The 20,948-nt window shown below is 62.1% G+C and carries 20 protein-coding genes; 15 read left to right on the forward strand and 5 right to left on the reverse strand.

Annotation, left to right across the window (positions count from 1 at the left end; translation table 11 throughout):
* Window positions 1–12 precede the first annotated feature (12 nt).
* A complete protein-coding gene (locus AC1DYR_RS14255; RefSeq protein WP_477705649.1) occupies window positions 13–924 on the reverse strand; it encodes a hypothetical protein in 912 nt (303 codons plus the stop codon).
* A 112-nt stretch (window positions 925–1,036) separates the two neighbouring features.
* On the opposite strand from AC1DYR_RS14255, the gene AC1DYR_RS14260 reads away from it, so the two are divergent.
* Entirely contained in the window at window positions 1,037–1,768 is a 732-nt protein-coding gene (locus AC1DYR_RS14260) for a helix-turn-helix domain-containing protein (protein WP_477705650.1), read from the forward strand.
* Window positions 1,769–2,000: 232 nt separating this feature from the next.
* Window positions 2,001–3,158 (forward strand): hypothetical protein, encoded by a 1,158-nt coding sequence (locus AC1DYR_RS14265; protein ID WP_477705651.1) that lies wholly within the window; start codon window positions 2,001–2,003, stop codon window positions 3,156–3,158.
* A gap of 111 nt (window positions 3,159–3,269) precedes the next feature.
* Here the strand turns inward: AC1DYR_RS14265 and AC1DYR_RS14270 are convergent, their stop codons facing one another.
* The gene (locus tag AC1DYR_RS14270; protein WP_477705652.1) at window positions 3,270–4,547 is read right to left on the reverse strand and encodes an FIST signal transduction protein; all 1,278 of its coding nucleotides are present in this window, start codon (window positions 4,545–4,547) and stop codon (window positions 3,270–3,272) included.
* Window positions 4,548–4,584: 37 nt separating this feature from the next.
* Complete coding sequence (locus tag AC1DYR_RS14275; RefSeq protein ID WP_477705653.1) at window positions 4,585–5,442, reverse strand: PhaM family polyhydroxyalkanoate granule multifunctional regulatory protein; 858 nt, start codon at window positions 5,440–5,442, stop codon at window positions 4,585–4,587.
* A 297-nt stretch (window positions 5,443–5,739) separates the two neighbouring features.
* Here AC1DYR_RS14275 and AC1DYR_RS14280 point away from each other — a divergent pair, with 297 nt between their 5' ends.
* The 3 genes from AC1DYR_RS14280 to AC1DYR_RS14290 are packed head-to-tail and all read left to right on the forward strand — an operon-like array spanning window position 5,740 to window position 7,956.
* Window positions 5,740–6,162, forward strand: a complete 423-nt coding sequence (locus tag AC1DYR_RS14280; RefSeq protein ID WP_477705654.1) for a VOC family protein — start codon at window positions 5,740–5,742, stop codon at window positions 6,160–6,162.
* 16 nt (window positions 6,163–6,178) lie between these two features.
* Window positions 6,179–6,784: a MarC family protein gene (locus AC1DYR_RS14285; RefSeq protein WP_477705655.1), complete on the forward strand. Its 606-nt coding sequence runs from the start codon at window positions 6,179–6,181 to the stop codon at window positions 6,782–6,784.
* A complete protein-coding gene (locus AC1DYR_RS14290) occupies window positions 6,781–7,956 on the forward strand; it encodes a toxin-antitoxin system YwqK family antitoxin (protein ID WP_477705656.1) in 1,176 nt (391 codons plus the stop codon). The genes AC1DYR_RS14285 and AC1DYR_RS14290 overlap by 4 nt, the downstream gene beginning before the upstream one ends.
* 93 nt (window positions 7,957–8,049) lie before the next feature.
* Here AC1DYR_RS14290 and AC1DYR_RS14295 read toward each other — a convergent pair whose 3' ends face one another.
* Window positions 8,050–9,045 (reverse strand): fumarylacetoacetate hydrolase family protein, encoded by a 996-nt coding sequence (locus AC1DYR_RS14295; RefSeq protein ID WP_477705657.1) that lies wholly within the window; start codon window positions 9,043–9,045, stop codon window positions 8,050–8,052.
* A 174-nt stretch (window positions 9,046–9,219) separates the two neighbouring features.
* Here AC1DYR_RS14295 and AC1DYR_RS14300 point away from each other — a divergent pair, with 174 nt between their 5' ends.
* From AC1DYR_RS14300 to AC1DYR_RS14315, 4 genes are all read left to right on the forward strand, one after another.
* Window positions 9,220–10,032, forward strand: coding sequence for an IclR family transcriptional regulator (locus AC1DYR_RS14300; protein ID WP_477705924.1), 813 nt, complete (start codon window positions 9,220–9,222; stop codon window positions 10,030–10,032).
* Window positions 10,029–11,108 (forward strand): DUF3108 domain-containing protein, encoded by a 1,080-nt coding sequence (locus tag AC1DYR_RS14305; protein WP_477705658.1) that lies wholly within the window; start codon window positions 10,029–10,031, stop codon window positions 11,106–11,108. Before AC1DYR_RS14300 ends, AC1DYR_RS14305 begins: the two co-directional genes overlap by 4 nt.
* 156 nt (window positions 11,109–11,264) lie before the next feature.
* Window positions 11,265–11,546: a BTH_I0359 family protein gene (locus AC1DYR_RS14310; protein WP_477705659.1), complete on the forward strand. Its 282-nt coding sequence runs from the start codon at window positions 11,265–11,267 to the stop codon at window positions 11,544–11,546.
* A 281-nt stretch (window positions 11,547–11,827) separates the two neighbouring features.
* On the forward strand, window positions 11,828–12,691 hold the full coding sequence (locus AC1DYR_RS14315; protein WP_477705660.1) for a ChaN family lipoprotein: 864 nt from the start codon (window positions 11,828–11,830) through the stop codon (window positions 12,689–12,691).
* 31 nt (window positions 12,692–12,722) lie between these two features.
* Here the strand turns inward: AC1DYR_RS14315 and aptA are convergent, their stop codons facing one another.
* On the reverse strand, window positions 12,723–14,063 hold the full coding sequence (gene aptA, locus AC1DYR_RS14320; protein ID WP_477705661.1) for an omega-aminotransferase AptA: 1,341 nt from the start codon (window positions 14,061–14,063) through the stop codon (window positions 12,723–12,725).
* Between the two features lie 140 nt (window positions 14,064–14,203).
* Between aptA and purU the strand changes: the two genes are divergently transcribed.
* The 6 genes from purU to AC1DYR_RS14350 all read left to right on the forward strand — a co-directional run bounded on the left by purU (window position 14,204) and on the right by AC1DYR_RS14350 (window position 20,896).
* Window positions 14,204–15,052 (forward strand): formyltetrahydrofolate deformylase, encoded by an 849-nt coding sequence (purU, locus tag AC1DYR_RS14325; RefSeq protein WP_477646659.1) that lies wholly within the window; start codon window positions 14,204–14,206, stop codon window positions 15,050–15,052.
* Between the two features lie 148 nt (window positions 15,053–15,200).
* A complete protein-coding gene (locus tag AC1DYR_RS14330) occupies window positions 15,201–16,100 on the forward strand; it encodes a LysR substrate-binding domain-containing protein (protein WP_477705662.1) in 900 nt (299 codons plus the stop codon).
* A gap of 280 nt (window positions 16,101–16,380) precedes the next feature.
* Window positions 16,381–17,169, forward strand: a complete 789-nt coding sequence (locus AC1DYR_RS14335) for a carbonic anhydrase family protein (protein WP_477705663.1) — start codon at window positions 16,381–16,383, stop codon at window positions 17,167–17,169.
* A gap of 137 nt (window positions 17,170–17,306) precedes the next feature.
* Window positions 17,307–17,867, forward strand: coding sequence for a DUF2846 domain-containing protein (locus AC1DYR_RS14340; RefSeq protein ID WP_477705664.1), 561 nt, complete (start codon window positions 17,307–17,309; stop codon window positions 17,865–17,867).
* 24 nt (window positions 17,868–17,891) lie between these two features.
* Entirely contained in the window at window positions 17,892–19,118 is a 1,227-nt protein-coding gene (locus AC1DYR_RS14345; protein ID WP_477705665.1) for a S1C family serine protease, read from the forward strand.
* 275 nt (window positions 19,119–19,393) lie between these two features.
* Complete coding sequence (locus tag AC1DYR_RS14350; protein WP_477705666.1) at window positions 19,394–20,896, forward strand: FAD-linked oxidase C-terminal domain-containing protein; 1,503 nt, start codon at window positions 19,394–19,396, stop codon at window positions 20,894–20,896.
* Window positions 20,897–20,948 lie beyond the last annotated feature (52 nt).

Below are 20,948 nucleotides of genomic sequence, written 5' to 3' on the forward strand. Positions count from 1 at the left end.
TGACTCCTCTTTTCAGTTGTTGTGCGGCAAGCTGTGGCGAGATGGCCTGCCTGCTCTGTTTTTGAATGCTGCTGTGGATTCTGCCTTGAATTTTCGGGCATCCATAAGCGCCGCAACGACGGGCCAGGCGGCACAACTGGCCAACACGTGCTTCAGGGTGTGGCCCGAAAGCAGCTGACCCGTCCATTCGAACACCGCGTGGTCACCCAGCTCGAGCAGCTTGGCCAGCGCATAAATGGCCACCACCAGCAGCCAGCGGATGGGCAACACCCGCCCTGCCAGCGTGGGCCGCAAACAGGCGACGCCGACAATCAGCAACATGCCACCGAGTTGCAAAACGGCCCAGGGCAGCACATTGCCCGTCTGCGACCACAGATGCACGGACAACGGTCCGAGAACGAGGACTGTTGCAGCCACCGCCAAACCGGCACGGGTGCTGACGGCCTGCATGGTGCCAAGCCCGAGCAAGCCGGCGAAGGCAAACACCATGCCGCCGCGATCCCAGACCAGCCCGGCATCTCCCGGCTGCAGATGGTAGGCCGCAGAAACCACGGAGGTGAGGGCCAAGCCGGCAAAGAACAGCCCTGCGAAACCTGCGGCCGCGGCGCTGACAGCCCGCGCCTTCACCGCACGCACAAGGGCCCAGGCACCCACCACGCCCCACAGCGCGAACGGCAGGTTGCTGAGGACGTCCATCGCATGGGGCAACCATCCCCAGGCTCGTTGGTCGGCGAAGTCGTGATAGTGCAAAGGCTGCGCCACCGACGGCCCCAGCAATGCCGCCGCCAGCATCGCAAGCAACACGCCGGCGAGCGCGCATTCGCGGCGGCAGGGCGGTGCTTTCCAGCCCGACACCTTCATCGGCGCGAACCAGGAAGGCGGTGGCACAACACGGCGGTGGGCGGTTTTCAGGCTGATTGGCATGGACAGACTCCTGTGTGAATGAAGCCGCACTGTGCAGGCCAAGTGCCTAAAAAGCACCGAAATTAGAACCAGTTCCCGCCGTTCAGCCTTAAAGTACTGATAATCGATACTCATGAGCACTACCGCGGATCTTGTCACCGTCCTCAAAAAAGAACTCAAGGCGGCGCGCATGACGTACGCCGACCTGGCCGTCAAACTCGGCATGGCCGAATCAAGCGTCAAGCGCATGCTGGCCAGGGGCGATATGCCTCTCTCGCGTATCGACGCGATCTGCCGTGCGCTTAAGCTGGACTTTGCCGACCTGGCCAGGCGCATCGCCGACACCCAGCCCCTGCTGGCGGAGCTGACCGAAGCACAGGAAAAAGCCGTGGTGGCCGACAAGAAGCTGTTGCTGGCCGCCATCTGCGTGCTGTCGCAATGGACGCTGGAGCAAATCACCACGAGTTACCGGCTGACCGAAGCCGAGTGCATCAAATACCTTGCGCAACTCGATCGCATCGGCATCATCGAGCTCAAGCCGTTGAACCGCTACCGGCTCAAGCTCGCCAAGACCTTCCGCTGGCGACCGCACGGGCCGGTCATGGACTACTTCCGCGAAAATGCCCTGCTTGACTATTTTTCCGGTGGATTTGACGGCAACGGCGAAGGCCTGCTGCTGGTGCACGGCTCCATCAGCCGCGGCCTGGCGCCTTCGTTCCTGGAGCGCATGCAGCGGGTGGCGCAGGACTTTGCCCAACAACACCAGACCGACCAGAAGCTGGGCGACAAGGACCGCGAAGGGTTCACCTTGCTGCTGGCCATGCGGGGCTGGGAATTCGAGGCTTTCGCTGCGCTTCGACGGTAGCACCCCCGTTCAGGCTCACTTCGTGTAGCCTGCTCCCCCCTCAAGGGGGCGGCCCCCTGCGGCCCGGCAAAGCCGGTTCCGCGGGGCCTGCTGGTATTCAGTTCAGGTCGCCGCCCGAGCCTATTGCATGCAATTATATTAGCAAGCTAAGTAAATTCAGCACTTACTGATAATATTCAGCTGATTACGGCCTGCGAGGCTATTTCATGCATGCAATTTTGGCGGGATCACGATGAACAACACCTCCACCTATGCTGGCCTTCCCATCCCGGTTGCGGCCAATCTGACCGACACCAAATACTTTTTCCAGGCGCTGGACAACTTCTCGCGGGTGATGGCGATACGCCCCGGGGACCGGGTCCTGATGCTGGCCGACCCTCTGCTGGACCCGCGTGTGATCGACGCCGTGATCGGCATTGCCAAATCGCGCGGCGCCGAGGTGCGCGTTTATATGGAGCCGAGCACGCAAGTGACCGCCGTACCTGAAGAAGTGCATGCCATGCTGAAGAAGGCCACCTTTGTGGTCTCAACCTGGTTCTGCTCCATCCTCGACCCTTTCTGCATCAACCTGCGCCGCGCCGGCCAACGCTGGGTCAAGATCACCTACTTTCGCAACCTGGATCTGCTGCATACACCGCAGGCGCGCTTTCCGGTCGATGTCATCGGCGAGATCATTCGCGGCACGGCCAGCCGTTACCCGACCGAAGGCGATTTTGACTTGCGCTTCACCGATCCGCGCGGCAGCGACTTCCGCATCAGCTTCACGCAGGCGATGCGCGCCAACCAGCTCGCCACCAACCGCTGGCGCGGACAGATGACGGCTGAGGAAGACGGCTGTTATGTGCACTACCTGCCGACACACGGCCCCAACCTGTGGGACCACAACTCGGTCAAGAACGACTTCAAGGCGGTAGTGCCCATGGCCGGCGTGCTATACCCGCAATGGGCGGTTGGTTTTGCCAAACCGTTCGAGGAAAAAATCGCCGTGCATTTTGAAGGCGACACGATTTCTTCGGTCGACGGAATTTCAGAAGAAGCGGTGATCCTGCGCGAGATGCTGGTCGGCGGCCGCATGATCGAAGGTGGCGGCTGCGGCTTCAACCCCAAGGCGCCGCGCCACACGGTGTACCCAGCCGGCTCGAACGCGCCGGGCGCGCTGCACTTCGGCATCGACCTGGCACAACCCAGCGACTACATACGCCGCGTCATGCCTGACTGGGAAGAACCGCCGGTGCACATGGACCTCATCACGCTGGACGGCACCGTGACTGCAGGTAATCAGACCCTGATCAAGGACGGTTTTTTGTGCGCGCTGCGCGACCCGTCAGTGGTGGCAATGGCCGCGCGTTACGGCGATCCGGTGGAGTTACTCGAAGCCCAGGTTCTGTAAGGCCTCACGGTTTCTTCAAGCGGGGGCCGCGGTCCGGCTTCGCCGGCTGCAGGCGCCCGTCCCCTGGAAGGGGAAAAGGCGCTACACGAAGTGAGCGTCCGATAGGGGTACCTAGGTAATCGAAGTAAACACGGTCAGCACACCGGTGTAGCCGTAAAGGTGGTGCCGGGCGATCTCACCGCCGGCGAAAAAACCAACCAGCGGCACATCGCCCAGGGCCCGCCGCACGATCTGCAGTTCGGCACTGGGCGCGCCGAAGTGCGGGCCGCCGCGGCCGGAGCAACTGACGTACACCGCGCCGGCTATGCGCCGGGCTGCGTGCGGCGCGGACTCGGCCTCTGACGCGCTCAAGGCGCTGGCAACTTCCAGCGTGACTTCTTCCGGTTCCAGCTCTTCCCGAATCTCGGCGCACACACGCACCAGGTCGGCGCGCGCGGCTTCCATGTTGCGTTCGCAGAAAGCCAGCTTCATGCCCACGACGGGCACCTCCGCAATGGCAATCCCCTTGCGCGCCGGATCCAGCCCGATCAGGTGGCGCACCAGCACCTCGGCGCCAAACTGGCCGTGCCGGCCGGCGCCGTCATGGGGAATGTCCGCCGGGCGGCTCAGGCCGACCAGCGTGGTCCGCACTTTGGCCAGAGCCTCCCGCGGCTCATCAAGCGACACGTCCAGGTCTGCCAGCATTACTTCCAGTGCCGGCTGTCCATCGAGCTCCGTCACCACATTGGACTCGCAGGCCGTGATCTCATGATGCGCAGACACGGGCCTGCACCCCTGGGTGATGCGTGACATCAGCGCCGCGCCCTGGCCAAAAGCCACACCGCTGAGGCCGCCCGTGAAGACACCGCCGGCCGCGCCCTGCCCCTTGACATTGCCGTGCCCGCTGAGGGCAAACTGCACCGTACTGGAACGGCTGGAGGCCAGGCCGCCAAACACATAGCCGCTGCCGGTGCGCTGCGCCATTTCGTCGATCAGTTCGGCAACGTCGGGCGTTCCGGCGTCCGCATGCACCAGTGCCGTATGCGCCTTGAACCTTCCCTGGCTGGCCGGGGGCAAGGGTGAGACTCCAGAGAACACACGGTACTGGTCGTGCGGAAGCTCGCACAACATGACCGTGAGCGCCGGCTCGTCAAAGTACTCGACGTTGTTGGAGGCGATACCCACACCCACCGTGCCGCTCCAGTCGGTGATGTCGGGCAATTCGGCGCTCAGGTGGTCAAGAATGTCCTGCGCATGTGCCGCATAGTGATCGGTGATGTAGAGCAGCGCCAGCGTGGGTGATTTGGCGTAGCCGGGCAATGCGAGGTAGGCGCGCAGTTGCGCCAGCACAAGGCCTGCTGCCATCTGCCATTGCGGATGGGTGGCGTGGCCGTAGGGAAAAAGCTTCATGGCGTCCTGGTGAAATTCAGCGAAAAGTCAGCCTGTATCAACGCGTGGTTTTGCGTGCGGTTTTGGTTGCAGCCTTGCGCGCCGGCGCCTTGGCCTTGGGTTTCGTTTTGGCGGCAGTTTTACCGGCGGCCGGTGTGGGCCAGGCCTGGCTGCTGCGCAGGGCCGTGTTCATGGCCGCGCGTGCGCCGCCCGCCACAGTTTTACCGGCGGACTCCGCCATGTTGCGGGCCATGCCCGTTGCCATGCCGGTGGCGGTCTTCATCGCGTCCTTGGCAAGGCCGGTCGCCAGGCTTTTGGTGGTGTCCATGGCCGTTTTTTTGGCGGCATCCTTCATGGCATCTGCCGCAATCGTCTGGAACTGCTGGGTCAGCGCGCCCCACCACTGCATCGGGTCCACCACGCCGGCCGGCGGCGTGCCGGCCTTGGCCGCGGCGGGTGCCTTGGCCTTGGATGTGGCGGCCGGCTTGCCCGCGCCAAAGCTCGTCGGCGGGACCTCCAGTCCCGAAAACGTGCGGGCCTTGTCGGCCACACGCTGCACACCACCGGCCACGCTGTCGGCCACCTTGAGCTTGAAGGCATTGGCCACGTCGCCCATGTTGAAGTTCATGCCTTTAAGGGTAGCCAGCGTCATCTTCTGCACCTCCAGCGCCTGGATGGTCGCCTTGAGCGCTGTGGCGTTCTGGTCGAGCCAGAACTGGACGGCCTTGAGTTCATCGATGCGCTTGTCGAGCTCTTCGACATTCAGCGTGGGCGCTACCCAGTTACCGAGGTTGGGCAGCTGCGGAATGCTTTGTGTGGCGCTGCCTGCCGCTTGTTTGGCCAGGTTCTGCAAAAAGTCAAAGCCGGGCACCAGCTTGCCGAAACCGGGGAAAGAAGGGTTGTCCGCGTCACTCATGAATGTCTCCTGGCAGGTTGTGCACGATTTGCATCGGGCGGCTGGGCGATCCAGCGCACGCCTTCATTGTGCAACGCCGCAGCAGCGCGTCAACCGCTTTTTGTGTTTTCAGCAGGCAAACACAAGGGCCGAACCGGCCTCGATTCGGATTCAAGGAAAAAACGCCCGCAACCCCTTACTGACTTGCGCAAGCAGCTATCTATTTCATAGCAATCATCGGCAGGTCTGCCGCCTGCCTGTTGCCGGCCGGGCCGCAAAAGCGTCTCTTTCGGGCAAATGCCCTGATAAGCTTGCACCATGAAAAGCCTCTTTCACTTTGCCTTCAATGTCAGAGACCTCAACGTGGCTCGCCAGTTTTATGGCGGGGTCCTGGGATGCGCGGAAGGCCGCTCGGCCCCTACCTGGGTCGACTACGACTTTTTCGGACACCAGTTGTCGCTCCACCTGGGCGAACCGTTCAAGACAGCGCGCACCGGCCATGTCGGCGACAAGCTTGTTCCCATGCCGCATTTCGGCCTGGTGCTTGCCCTGGCCGACTGGCAGGCGCTGGCCGAGCGCCTGCAGGCCGGCGGCATGGAGTTTGTGCTGGAGCCGCAGGTGCGCTTTGCCGGCGAAGCTGGCGAGCAATGGACCATGTTTTTCTGCGACCCCTTCGGCAACCCCATCGAGATCAAGGGTTTCAAATCACTTGAGGCCCTTTACTCGGCTAACACGGCCTGACATATCTGACATACATATGGCCTATACCTTTGCTTCCGCCACGGTGTTGCTGCTGCTGATCACCGATCCGTTCGGCAATATTCCGATTTTTGTCAACGCCCTGAAGGGTGTGGCGCCGGAGCGGCGCATGCGCGTCATCCTGCGTGAGGTGCTGATCGCGTTTTTGCTGCTGCTGGCCTTCATGTTTGTCGGCGACGGTTTCCTGCGCCTGATGAACCTCAGCGATTTGTCGCTGCAGATCGCCGGCGCCGTTGTCATGTTCCTGATCGCGCTGCGCATGATTTTCCCGTCGGACCAGCCCGAGGCTGCGCCGCTACAGGGCGAGCCGCTGATTGTGCCGTTGGCGATTCCCGCGCTGGCCGGCCCTTCGGCGCTGGCCACGGTCATGCTGCTGGTGTCCCAGGCGCCGGCGCGGCGGCTCGAATGGATCGCGGCGCTGTGCGTGACCATGGCCGTATGCGCTGTGGTGCTGGTGCTGTCCGAGCGTATCCAGCGGGTGGCGGGTGACCGCGTCATGATGGCTTTCGAGCGCCTGATGGGCCTGATCCTCGTGGCCATTTCGGTTGAAATGTTCCTGCGCGGTATACGGCTGTTCATCACCCAAACCGGAGCCGCATCATGAAAAAAACCGTGCAATGGCTGGCCCTTTTTTGTGCCTGTGCACTGGCCTGGCCCTTGGTGCATGCCGTGCAGGACTGCGAAGTCAACGGCGAAAGCGTCAACCCCAACAATGGCAACACCACGGCCGGCAAGACCGGCATCATGCGCTGCAAGGAGCGCGACTCCGGACAGCTGGTGCGCGAGCAGGAGCTGCAAGGCGGCAAGTTCATGGGCTTGATGCGCTATTACCAGGATGGCAAGCTGCAGCGTGAATACAGCGAGAACGAACGCGGCAACCGGCACGGCCGCGCACGCGAATTTGCGCCCGGCGGCCAGGTGCTGCGCGACACCGTCTACAACAACGGCAGCGAGAGTGGCCTTTCGCGCAACTTTCACCCCAACGGGCAGTTGCGGCGCATCGTGTTTTATGGGCCGCGCGCAGGCGGCAGCATCGAGCAGGCCTATGCCGAATTCAATGACCGCGGCCAGCTCCAGGCCTTGCGCTGCGGCGACAAGCCCTTGCTGGCAGCGCCGGCCGAGGACGCCCGCTGGTGCGGTTTTTCGGGGGGTGCCTCGAAGGTCGAACTGTTCAGCGGCAAGGGGGTATTGAACGGCAGCAGCAGTTACCTGGCCGGCAAACGCATTCGCCATGAAACGCTGGGTGACGGCGGAAAACCAGATTACCAGGATGAAGTGTCGGGCAACATTCGCACTGAACGCTATTTCAACGACGCCGGCGTCAAGCGGCGCGAAGTCCAGTGGCTGCTGGAGACCAACCCGTCAAAAACCTCGTTCAAGGAGCGCGAGCAGGAGTTCGCCGACAGCGGCACCCTGACGCGCGACAGGCGCTGGTCGGCGGGCAAGCCGGTCAGCGACCAGACTTACTACCTGAACGGCCAGCCGCGCAGCAAAACCGAGTACGGCGGCGACGGCGACACCGCCTGGGTGCAAACCACCGACTTCTTCGACAGCGGAAAAATCGCCGCCACCGGCCGCTACACAGCCTCCAACCGCTACCGGCAACTGCCCCAGGGTACGCATCAGCGCTTTAACGAAGCCGGCAGGCTGGTGACCGAATCGAGCTACGACGAACGCGGCCGCATCACGCGCGAGAAGACCTGGGATGACGAAGGCAAGCCGTTACGTGACGATGCCGTCTTTGAAGACGGCTCAAGAAAAACTTACTCAAGGTAGCCAGCAGACCGCGAGGGATCTCCAGCCCAGCCGGGGCCGCGGGACTGGCTTTGCCAGACCGCAGGCGCAGCGGCCCCCTCGGGGGGCAGGGAGCTACACGCAGTGAGCGACCGTGGGGGTTATTTTTTGGTCAATCGCGCCGAATACCGACAACCCATCCTTGCCCTTGGCCTCGATGCGGATGGTGTCGCCGAACTTCATGAACTCGGTTTTGGGCTTGCCATCCTCGATGGTTTCGATCGCGCGCTTTTCGGCGATGCAGCTGTAGCCGTGGCTCCAGTCCTTGTTGCTGACGGTGCCCGAGCCGACGATGCTGCCGGCGCGCACATTGCGGGTTTTGCAAATGTGGGCGATCAGCTGGCCGAAACTGAATGTCATCTCGGGGCCGGCTTCGCACATGCCGACCTTGCGGCCGTTCCAGGTGCTTTGCAGGGTCATGTGCAGGCGGCCCTTGTCCCAGGCGTCGCCGACTTCGTCCAGCGTCACTGCCACCGGGCTGAAAGCGGTTGCCGGTTTGCTCTGGAAGAAACCGAAGCCCTTGGCCAGTTCATCGGGGATCAGGTTGCGCAAGGACACGTCGTTGGCCAGCATCAGCAGGCGCACGCCTTCCAGCGCCTGCTCGGGGGTGGCGCGCATGGGCACATCGCCGGTGATCACGGCGATCTCGGCCTCAAAGTCAATGCCGAACTCCTCGCTCGCCACCACCACATCGTCGCAGGGCCCAATGAAATCGTCGCTACCGCCCTGGTACATCAGCGGGTTGGTGTAAAAACTTTCCGGCACTTCGGCATTGCGTGCCTTGCGCACCAGTTCCACATGGTTGATGTAGGCCGAGCCGTCTGCCCACTGGTAGGCGCGCGGTAATGGCGCCATGCAGCGCGACGGCTCAAACGGGAAAGCGTGCCGTGCCTTGCCTTGATTCAATGTCTCGTACAAATCCTGCAACTGCGGCGACATGAAGTTCCAGTCGTCCAGCACCTGCTGCAATTTGCCCGCGATGCCCGTCGCATAATGGGCTGTTGAAAGATCGCGCGACACCACGACCAGCTGGCCGTCGCGTGAAGAATCTTTGTAAGTGGCAAGTTTCATCAATATCCTGATTGGTGGCTGTCGGCTTTCGCAGAAGGCCTGATTGTGCCGTGGCCGGCGGTGGCATCAGGCCCCGCGTTACGATCCATGCATCCACAGTCTCACGGCGAACCTGAAATTCTAGTCAAGCCCATGAAAGTCAGCCCAGGCGCCCCCGCCACAGCACGCAGCAGCCTGCCGCCGCAACGCGCGGGCATTCAGTCGGTCGAGGTTGGCTTCAGCTTGCTGGAGTCGCTCTCTACCTCACCCGGCCCGCTGATGCTTCGCGACCTGGCAGCCGCAGCGGGCATGAGCGCGGCCAAGGCGCACCGTTATCTCGTCAGTTTTCAGCGGCTGGCACTGGTGGTCCAGGACGAGGCAACCGCCCGATATGACCTCGGCCCGGCTGCGCTCAAGTTAGGACTCGCTTCCCTTTCGAGACTGGACAGCGTGAAGCTGGCCCGCCAGCTCATGCCACGCCTGATGGTACAAACCGGCCAGACCCTGGCACTGGCAGTCTGGGGCAACCAGGGCCCGACCCTCGTCCACTGGGAAGAATCGCCGCAGTCTGCGACGGTCAAGCTGCGGCTGGGCGATGTCATGCCGCTGCTGTCATCCGCCACGGGCTTGTGTTTCGCCGCATTTTTGTCTTCCAGCCTGCCCACGGCCAAAGCCAAACCACAGGGGCGGCTGGCACTGCTGGCCAGGGCTGAACTGGCACGCAACCAGAAGCTGGCGCGAAAAGATGTTCCCGCCACCATGGCCGAGCTGAATGCCTTGCTGGAAGAAATCCGCCGCCGCGGCATGGCGCGCGCAGTCAATACCCTGCTGCCCGGCGTAGCCGGCTTCTGTGCGCCGGTGTTCGATGCCGACGGCCACCTCGCGCTCGGCATTGTGGCGCTGGGTTCGCTTGCAACGTTTGATCCGGACTGGGACGGCGCGGTGGCACGGCCGCTGGCCGCCGCCGCCCGGCAGCTTTCCGGTGATCTTGGATTCACACAGGCGTGACCACGTCCACCGACCGCTATCCTTCGGCGCCTCGCTGGCGTGTGCTTGCAGCGCTGGCTGCAGGGGTGCTGGCTGTCCACACGCTGATGCTGAAGTCATCGCCGTTACGATTCGGCCCCGAGCAAACTGCCACCTCCCCGCGCAGCCAGATCTTCGCAACGCGCAGCATCGCACCGCCTCCCGCATTGACAGCGCTTGCACCCGCGCCCTCCACGCCGCCTCCAAAACCCAGGATTTTCAAGAAGAAGCCCGTTGAAGCTCAGGAAAGTCCTGTGCAGCCAGCTACTGATTTGATAGCAACTCCATCTTCCGAGGCGATGACATCCAGCGTGCCAGAGGCAAAAAATCCGGAAAGCCTGCCCGCGCAGGCGACGCCCACAATCGCGGCTGCCAGCGCCCCCGCGATAGCCGAACCAAGCCAGTCGACAGTGACGGCGGTGGTTTTGCCGGATAGCGCGCGACTGGAATACAAAATGACAGGCAGCGCAAAAGGCCTCAACTACCACGCAGACGCCGAACTTGGATGGCGCTATTCCGGCGACAACTACAGCGCCTCCATGCGCGTCAGCGCACTGTTTCTGGGTTCACGCAGCATGGCAAGCACCGGACAGGTGGGCCCGGAAGGCCTGGCGCCGACCCGCTTTTCCGACAAATCAAGAAGCGAAGTGGCCGCGCATTTTGAACCGGACAAGGGACAAATCACCTTCAGCGCCAATACGCCTGCGGTCCCCTGGATCAAGGGTGCGCAGGACCGGGTCAGCGTCTTCATCCAGCTGGCTGCCATGCTGGCGGGCAACCCGACCGGCTTTCCGGCGGGATCCACCATTTCGATTTACACCGTGGGGCCGCGGGATGCAGACACCTGGACCTTCCGGGTGGAAGCCGAAGAGAAAATGGCACTTCCCTATGGCGAGCTGAATACGCTCAAACTCACCCGTCAGCCCCGGCGTGAGTTCGATCAGAAAGTGGAACTCTGGTACGCCCCCTCATTGGGTTATCTTCCCGTTCGCAGCAGGATCACCCAGCACAACGGGGATTTCATTGACCAGCAGCTCAGCGCAATCACCAAGAGCTGAGTTCAACAAACCGGCGTTGTTATACCGCACGGAGGCGCCCTTTTTATGTGTGGTTTTACACGCACTACGCGCCTTTACCGCATGCTTTCGCACTTAACCCCCCGGGCCCTTGAACTTGGCCTCATCGTTGCTATCTGAAGCTAAAGGACCTACACCATGCAAATGCTTTACGACTCGGAATCTTTTGTTGTCATGCAGATCCACGCCAATGCGCCGGAAGAATCAGCGCCCGTCCCGGCCGTTCCGCAACTGGCCCGGCATGGCTTCGAAATCGTCGACAAACGTTCGGGCAAAGAGGTCTATCTGGACGGCTCCTGGGCTGAAATGTTCCAGCAGCGCCTGAGCGCCTGGGCGCAAAACACTCCCACACAGGAAGAAATCGAAGACACGCTGGAAGGCTACAGCGGGCTGGCCAATACGCCAATATCGCTGCACTGATGGCGCCCTCGGGCGCTCATTTTATGTAGCTCACTGCTCCCATCGGCGGCGTGTGTCTTTCTGCCCCATCGCCGATCAACCCGCTGGTGGCTTTTAGCCTGCACCACCATCTGCGGCGTGGGTACAGCCCCAGTGCGTAGCGGCGTCCAGTTGGCCGCGGGTCCGCCCAGCATTGAAACCACCGCCGTCGCCAGCAAGGGGCCGATCATCCAGAGCAAAGGCGCAAGGGTGGGGACTGGGCGGCGCGGAACAGAAGCCCCTGGAAGCGGTAGTATCCACCGATGCACCACCTCCTCACCCCTCGTGCCTTGGCATGCCTTGTCTGCGCCGCCACGACGGCTTTGGCGGCAGGCTGCGCGGGACGGCCCGAAGCGCCCATCCTGCAGGCGCAGGGCAGCGAAGCCGCACAGACATCCACCCGGCTGGAGGCGCTGCTCCCTGCTGACGTCCTGATCCTCGGGGAGCAGCACGATGCCGCTGAGCACCAGACAATCGAACAACAGGTGGTCGCCGCCCTGGCGGCCAAAGGGGTGCTGGCTGCCGTAGCCCTTGAGATGGCCGACACGGGTGCAAGCACTTCCGCGCTCAGGCCCAGTGCCACCGAGCAACAGGTCCGCAATGCGCTCAACTGGAACGACAAGGGCTGGCCCTGGACGGCCTACGGCCCTGCCGTGATGACCGCGGTGCGCGCCGGTGTCCCCGTGATGGGCGCCAATCTGCCCCGGGCGCAGATGCCGGAAAGCATGGCTGACAGCCGGCTTGACGCGCGCTTGCCAGGCCCCGCCATCAAGGCGCAGCAGCAGTTGATCCGTCTCGGCCACTGCAACCTGTTGCCCGAGAGCCAGATCACGCCCATGACACGCATCCAGATTGCCAAGGACATCACCATGGCCAACACCCTGGGGCAGGCCGTACTGCCCGGCAAGACAGTGCTGCTGCTGGCCGGAAGCGGCCATGCGAACCGGCAACTGGGCGTGCCGCAACACCTGCCGACGGACATAAAGGCCAAGGCAGTGCGCCTGCTTGCCGGGAACCCCGCGAATGCCGAGAGGGCAGACGCTTTCGATGCGGTGTGGGCAACGGCCCCGCTCCCGGAGACCGACTATTGCGCAGGGCTGCAGAAGCAGCTGGCCCCCAAACCCTGAAGGGCCTTTTGGGGCTCTGGCAGCGGGGGAATCAGGCGTTTTTGCGGATGGCGTCGGCGACCACGTTGACGATGCGGTCGATATGTTCTTTTTCGACGATGTAGGGCGGGCAGACCACGACGTTGTCAGCCGCTGGCCTCACCAGCACACCGTTGTGGAAGCAGTCCATAAAGATGTCATAGGCGCGCTTGCCCGGCACACCCGCCACCGACGCCAGCTCAACCGCACCGGCCAGCCCCAGGCTGCGAATACCGATCACATTGGGCAGGCCCTTCAGGCCGCTGTGCATCGCGTCGCCCAATACCTTGCCCATCTGGCCGGCACGGTCATACAGCTTTTCTTCCTTGAACAGCTCCAGCGTTGCAATAGCGGCCGCGCAAGCCACCGGATGGCCGGAGTAGGTGTAGCCATGAAAGAACTCCACGGCGTGCTCGGGTGCACCGGCATTGGCATTCATCATGCCGTCATAGATGCGGTCGGAGCAGATCACGCCGCCCAGAGGGATGACGCCGTTGGTCACGCATTTGGCGAAGTTGAGCATGTCGGGCACAACACCGTAATAGTCCGCCCCGAAACCGGTGCCCAAACGGCCGAAGCCCGTGATGACCTCATCAAAAATCAGCAGGATGCCGTGCTTGTCGCAAATTTCGCGCAGGCGTTTCAGGTAGCCCTTGGGCGGCAGGTACCAGCCCGCACTGCCCGACACCGGCTCGACAATGACGGCGGCCACGTTACTCGGATCGTGCAGCGGAAGGATGCGATTTTCCAGCTCCAGCAGCAGGTCTTCCTGCCACACGGGCTCAACACCATTGATATAGGCGTGGTTGACCGGGTCATGGATGAAGCGCATGTGGTCCACGCGAGGCAGCAACGCGGCGCCATACACCTTGCGGTTGGCCGGAATTCCGCCCACACTCATGCCGCCGAAACCAACGCCGTGGTAGCCCTTTTCGCGGCCGATGAATACATTACGGTGGCCTTCGCCCCGCGCACGGTGGTAAGCCAGCGCGACCTTCAACGACGTGTCCGCGGCCTCCGAGCCCGAATTGCAAAACAGCACTTTGTTGAGGTCGCCGGGCGCCATGCCTGCGATGATCTCGGCAGCCTTGAAGGCCTGGTCGTTGCTGGCCTGGAAAGCGGTCGCGTAGTCCAGTGTGTCGAGCTGCTTCTTGATGGCTTCGTTGATGGGCTTGCGGTTGTGGCCGGCGCCCACACACCACAGGCTGGAAATACCGTCGATCACCTGGCGCCCGTCGTGCGTCGTGAAATGCATGCCGTCCGCGGCCACAAACACGCGCGGGTCTTTTTTGAAGCTGCGGTTGGGCGTGAACGGGAGCCATTGGTGCTCCATGTTGAAATTCTGGTAGGCCATGGTGGTTTCCTGCGTCGAAAGGTTTGAAGCTGGGATAGCAGCGCTTGATCTCGCATTCTGGCACTCTTGCCGCCGCCCTGCACCTGCAATTGCCTGCAGGCCGGGCAGACACAGCCTTCACCTGCGACAATTCACCCCCTATGAATCACGCTTATATCCTTACCCTGTCCTGCCCGGACCGTATGGGCATTGTTCACGCCGTCTCTGGTTTCCTGTTGCAGAACGGCGGCAATATTGAAGAAGCCGCGCAATACAACGACCATGACACCGGACTCTTCTTCATGCGGGTTCAGTTTGCCTGCGACCAGCTGACCCAGGAAGAACTGAAGACGCAACTCGAAGCATTCGCCTCACCGTTCAGCATGAAGTGGAAGCTTCACTCGACAGAAGCAGCCATGCGTACCGTGATCATGGTCAGCCGCGACGGCCATTGCCTCAACGACCTGCTGTTTCGCTGGAAGTCCGGCATGGTGCCGCTGGATGTGCGCGCCATCATCAGCAACCACCGCGATTTTTACCAGCTGGCTGCGAGCTACAACGTTCCTTTCCACCACATCCCGGTGACGGCGGCCACCAAGGCGCAGGCCGAAGCGAAGCAGCTTGAGATCATCGAGGCAGAAGGTGCCGAGCTGGTCGTGCTGGCGCGCTACATGCAGGTACTCAGCAACGAGATGTGCGGATCACTCTCGGGGCGTGCCATCAATATCCACCACAGCATGCTGCCGAGCTTCAAGGGCGCGAGGCCGTATTACCAGGCGCACGAACGCGGCGTGAAAGTGATCGGTGCGACTGCGCACTATGTCACAGCCGATCTTGATGAAGGCCCGATCATCGAACAGGATGTCACCCGGGTCGACCATAAAGACACCGTCGAGCACCTGACCGCCCGCGGCAAGGACACCGAAAGTCGGGTGCTTGCACGCGCCGTCAAGTGGCACAGCGAGCACCGTGTGCTTTTGAACGGCCACAAGACTGTCATCTTTAAATGAGCCCCCACGGTCGCTCACTGCGTGTAGCTCCCGAGGCCTTGCAGGCCGCGGCTCGCGAGACGCTTCGCCTGCGGCCCGGCAAAGCCGGTTCCGCGGTCCCTGCTTGCAAAGAAGCGTCGCAAACGATACGTAGCGTTCACTAGCAGACATGGCTACTCCTGCCCGAATCCCACCCATTCAATGCCTGCTGACCTTCGAGGCGCTGGCGCGGCTGCGCAGCGTGACGCAGGCGGCCGAAGAACTCTGCGTCACGCCCAGCGCGGTCAGCCACCGCGTCAAGCAGCTGGAGCAGATCATCGGCACCAAGCTGTTTGGCCGTGCCGATTTCTCCTTGACCACAGAAGGCAGTGAATACCTGGCGCATGTGCGCGAGGGCCTGGCCACGCTGCAGAAATTTCCCGGTGCGGCCGGGCAAAGCGCCGCCCCCGGCAAGCGCAAGTTACGGCTGGCGGTCACGCCCACGTTCGCACGCTCCATCCTGATTCCGCGCCTGCGCCAGTTTACCGATGCCTACCCTGAAATCGACCTGACGCTGCAGGTGTCCATCCCGCTACTGGACGTGGTGGCCGAGGATGCCGACCTCATCGTGCGCTTCGGCACCGGCCGCTATGCGGACCTGGAGCACGTCTGCCTCAGCAAGGACGAGGTCGCGCCACTCGCCTCACCGGCTTTTGTGCGCGAACACGGCCCCTTTGAGGCGGCTGAAGATCTCGAAGGCGAAAGCCTGTTGCGCTCGCCGCTGGAACCCTGGCGCACCTGGTTTTCGGCCCAAAAACTTGATTGGCCCGAACCCGCCGACGGCTCCCAGTTCAACGACATCGGCCTGATGTGTGATGCCGCCGCGGCCGGTATGGGTATCGCGTTGATACGTCTCAAGCTGGGCGCGCCCTGGCTGGAAAATGGCTCGCTGGTGCGCTTGGGGAACAACGCGGTATTTTCAGGAAATATTCCCAGCCCGCATGCGCACTACTTGTGCTGGCGCACCGGCACCATGGACCGCTGGGAATGCGCGGCTTTTGCCGACTGGCTGCGAAAAAGCTTGGGCTAGGGCCCCAAGGGCGTTTGAATGAGAGCTCCCCTACCCGGCTACCCGGCGTTGCAAAGCCTTAACGTGGGTCCACCCTGCCTAGGTTTTTCACCTTGCTCAAGGCCTTTTGATTTGTAGCGCATTTTGCGTACGCCAATAGCATTAGCAAGCCCCAGGCGTCCGACAAGTGGTTTTGCGCCCATGCCGGCGCATACCTATCATGAGCTGGCCGTGACACCGGTTGAGGGTCCGGCCAGCGGCACATAGTCAAAAACCAACTTGTTTAATGAGGGAGATTCTCATGCGGAAAAATCAATTGGCCGCCGGCGTGGCCGGCATCCTGTTCTCCATGCTCGCACTTTCGCCTGCGGTTCACGCCGAAGGCAAGGCCGCCGCAGCCAAGGCTGTCAAACCCGGCACCTTCTGTACCATCCAGGACGCCAAGGCATGCCAGGAAGCCGTGACGCCCACGCAAATCCTGTCGCGCTTCAAGGCCGGTAATTCGCGTTTTGTTTCCGGCAAGCCGCGCCACCAGAACTACCTCAAGGAAATGAAGGCCACCGCGGACGGCCAGTTCCCGCTGGCCAGTGTGGTGTCGTGCATTGATTCGCGTGCCCCGGCCGAGATTGTGTTTGACCAGGGCATAGGCGACCTTTTCAACGCGCGCGTGGCCGGCAACATCGTCAATGAAGACATCCTGGGCAGTCTGGAATTCGCGCACAAAGTCATGGGCGCCAAACTGCTGGTGGTGATGGGTCACACCAGCTGCGGCGCCATCAAGGGTGCTTGCGACGACGCCCAATTGGGCAACCTGACGGGTCTCATCGGCAAGATCAAGCCGGCCGTGAGTCTCGTTTCCGCCGACATCAAGGATCGCACCTCGAAGAACTACGCTTTTGTCGAGATGGTGGCCGAGAGCAATGTACGCCTCACGGTGGAGACGATCCGCGAGAAAAGCCCCATCCTGCGCGAGATGGAGCAAAAGGGTGAAATTCTGATCGTGGGCGCCATGTACGACGTGAAAACCGGCAAGGTCAAGTTTTATGACGCGCCCGGCGCCGGCAAGGTCGCTCCTGGCACCAAATCCTGAGCACCTTTTTGAGGCTTTGACCGGCTCCAGGTCATGTGCCGGTTCATCGGCCAGGCCTGCTTCCCGGGAGGCCATTCGTCAAGCCGACTGAATGTTAGACTCGCGCGATTTCAAGAACAACGTCGGGGGGAGGATTGATGCGGATTTTTCGATTGCTTGCCATTGTTGCCGCCATTTTTCTTACCGGGTGTGCGGCCACTGGCCCCCGATATGACGAAGTCGAGGCCAACTTCCCTACCTTGCTCTCGGGTTATGCGCGTCTTGTGGTCTATCGCTCGGGCGGGCTCGGGATGGCAGTCCAGCCGGAGATCAAACTCAATGGTGAAGTGATCGGCAAGTCTCAACCCAAAGGTTTTTTCTTTGTCGATCGCACGGCAGGCAAGTACACAGTCAGTGCCCGCACTGAAATCGAGGCGACCGCGGACGTCGAACTGGAGGACGGTCGCACGACCTATCTGCAAACCGGCGTCACGATGGGCCTCTTTGTGGGCCACCCCACCTTCGGCCTTCAAAACGAAAGTACGGCCTTGCAACACCTGCCTGGCCTGGCTTATACCGGCCCTATTCCACTCGTGCCGGGCACACCGCGTGCCGGTTCGGCGAACGGCATCGCGGGGCGCAGCACCGATGTACGAACCCGCGCATCCGGCCCCGTGACACTCGACGACCTGAGTGGCCTGCTGCCTCCCGTACGGTAAATCGAACGCTCCAAAAGGTGCACTGTGAGACGTCAATTCATGCTTCACGGCATAGGCCTGCTTCTTGTTGGCTGCAATGTCCTTGCGCAAAATGCGACACCAAGCCCGGAACAGCTTTTCGAGCGTTTGTCACCCAGCATCTGGGTTGTCAAGACCTTTGATGACGCGGGAAAGCTAATCGCCACGGGCAGCGCGGTGGTCATCGGAGCCGGCACGCTCATCACCAATTGCCATGTGCTGGTCAAGGCACGCAAGGTTGCGGTGACACGCGAGAACATCGCTTACGGCGCCACCCTTGAGCACGCAGACCCCGCGCGCGACCTGTGCCAGCTCAAGGTGGCCAATTTCAATGCACCGGCGGTCACCATCGCGACGGAAATACCGAAGGTCGGCTCCAGGGTCTATGCCATCGGGAATCCGCGCGGGTGGGAAATGACGATCAGCGATGGTCTTCTGTCCGGCATTCGCCGTGCAGACAATGATGAGCTCGTCGCGCTGCAAATCTCCGTACCCATTTCGCCTGGTTCCAGCGGCGGCGGCCTTTTCGACGCGCAAGGCCGCCTGATTGGCATCACCACCCTTATCCGCCGCGATGCCCAAAACCTGAATTTCGCCTTCCCGGCTACCTGGATTGCCGAAGTCCCTGCGCGCGCAGCGGCAGCGCTGGCCGCGCGCAGTGAACGCAACAAACCCGCCACGGCGACCCAGGCAGGAGGCGCGCAAGTCTTCGAGTACCGGCTGCGCGATCGAACCACCGGGTTGACGCAGAACATCAGGTACCGTCTGGACCGCATGGACGGAGACCAACTGATCTTCAACCAGGGAAGCCGTGTGGAGCGGGCCGGTGGCGAGGTTGTCACACTCGTCAGCGCCATTGCCGGAGAATATGAGTTGGCCACGCCGCCGCGCGGCTGGATCACCAAGACACCGGAGCGCGGACAGACATGGCAGCTTCGGTATGAAACCCGGATGCAAAACCAGCAAATCGAAATGGACCTCACGGCCCGCGCAACCGATGAATCGACAATGCGCATTGGCGACCGCGAGTTTGGCATCATGCGGGTCGAATTCACCGGGTTTACAACACGGGGGATTTACACCAGGACCAGCGCCGTATACACCGCCAACGCGTGGTACGCCCCCGAACTTGGCCGCGTTGTGCGATTTGATGCAAAAGCGCGCGGCGCAAGCGGCACCACTTTCTTTCTTGTCGACGAGGCTCTGGAACTATTTGACATCCGCAAAGAGTGACCCGAGGGCGAAGTACGGCGCACTGGCATGGCAGGCCGCAGAATCAAGGGAAACTTTAGCCAAGTGGCTGAAAACGTTGCACGGCCAGTATTTTCGCCCTGGGCATCCAGTCTTTTATGCCGCTAGCCCTTTGTTTTCGTGCGCGAACAGCTATCAAATGAATAGCAAATTCGTTTTCACAAAACACCCTCATTTTCTTCACGCCACCAGCCCCAGCTTTGCATTAAAGTGCCTTCATGACCGGCGAGAGCCGGTTTCATCCCCGAAGGCCACCCATGAACGCATCCGCTGAATCCAGGCAACAGCACCTGCTTGAACGCCGTGAACGCCAGGTCCAGGTGGTCGGCGCGCTACAGGCGGTGCTGCCGGCACACGCGCTGCTCTGGAATACCGAAGACACCACCCCTTACGAATGCGACGGGCTGACCGCCTATCGCCAGCGGCCGCTGGTGGTGGCGCTGCCCGAAACCTACGCGCAGGTACAAGCCGTACTCAAGACCTGCCACGCGCTGGAGGTGCCGGTGGTCGCGCGGGGCGCAGGCACCGGACTTTCGGGCGGCGCCATGCCGCACGCGCTGGGTGTCACGCTGTCGCTGGCCAAGTTCAACAAGATTCTCAAGCTCGACGCCATCAGCCGTACGGCCGTGGTGCAAGGCGGCGTGCGCAACCTCGCGATCTCCGAGGCGGCCGCGCCGCTGGGCCTTTATTACGCGCCCGACCCTTCCAGCCAGATCGCCTGCACCATAGGCGGTAACGTGGCCGAGAACTCCGGCGGCGTGCACTGCCTCAAGTACGGGCTGACGGTGCACAACGTGCTCAAGGTCAAAGGCCTCACCATTGAAGGCGAGGAAGTTGAATTCGGCAGTGATGCACTCGATGGAGCAGGCTATGACCTGCTGAGCGTCATCATCGGAAGCGAAGGCATGCTGGCCGTGACCACTGAGGTGACGGTGAAACTGATACCCAGGCCGCAGCTGGCGCGTTGCATCATGGCCAGCTTTGCCGACCTGCGCAAAGCCGGCGATGCCGTAGCCGCCGTCATTGCGGCGGGCATCATTCCCGCCGGCCTTGAGATGATGGACAAGCCGATGACGGCCGCCGTGGAAGACTTTGTGCACGCCGGCTACGACCTCAGCGCCGAAGCCATTCTGCTGTGCGAAAGCGACGGCACGCCGGAGGAAGTTGAAGAAGAAATCGGCCGCATGACCGACGTGCTGCGCCGCTGTGGCGCCACGGCCATTGCCGTGAGCCAGAACGAAGCTGAACGCCTGCGCTTCTGGAGCGGCCGCAAAAACGCCTTCCCGGCATCGGGACGCATCAGCCCCGACTACATGTGCATGGACTCCACCATTCCGCGCAAGCGCCTGGCCGACATCCTGCTGGCGATTGCCGGGATGGAGAAGAAGTACCAGCTGCGATGCGCCAATGTGTTCCACGCGGGCGACGGAAACCTGCACCCCTTGATCCTGTTTGATGCCAACGACCCCGACCAGTTGCACCGCTGCGAACTCTTCGGCGCAGACATTCTGGAAACCAGTGTCGCGATGGGCGGCACCGTGACGGGCGAGCACGGCGTGGGCGTGGAAAAACTCAACTCCATGTGCGTGCAGTTCTCCACCGAGGAAAACGAGCAGATGTTCGGTGTCAAACGCGCGTTCGACAGCAAAAGCCTGCTCAACCCGGGCAAGGTGATCCCGACGCTGAACCGCTGCGCCGAATACGGAAAAATGCTGGTACGGGGCGGGCAGATCAAGCACCCCGATTTACCGCGCTTTTAGGCGAAAGACGCAGCCGCATAAGAACCTCGTAGACTGCGCGGACAACCCACGG

This window comes from Polaromonas sp. P1_F9 (genome assembly GCF_056405615.1).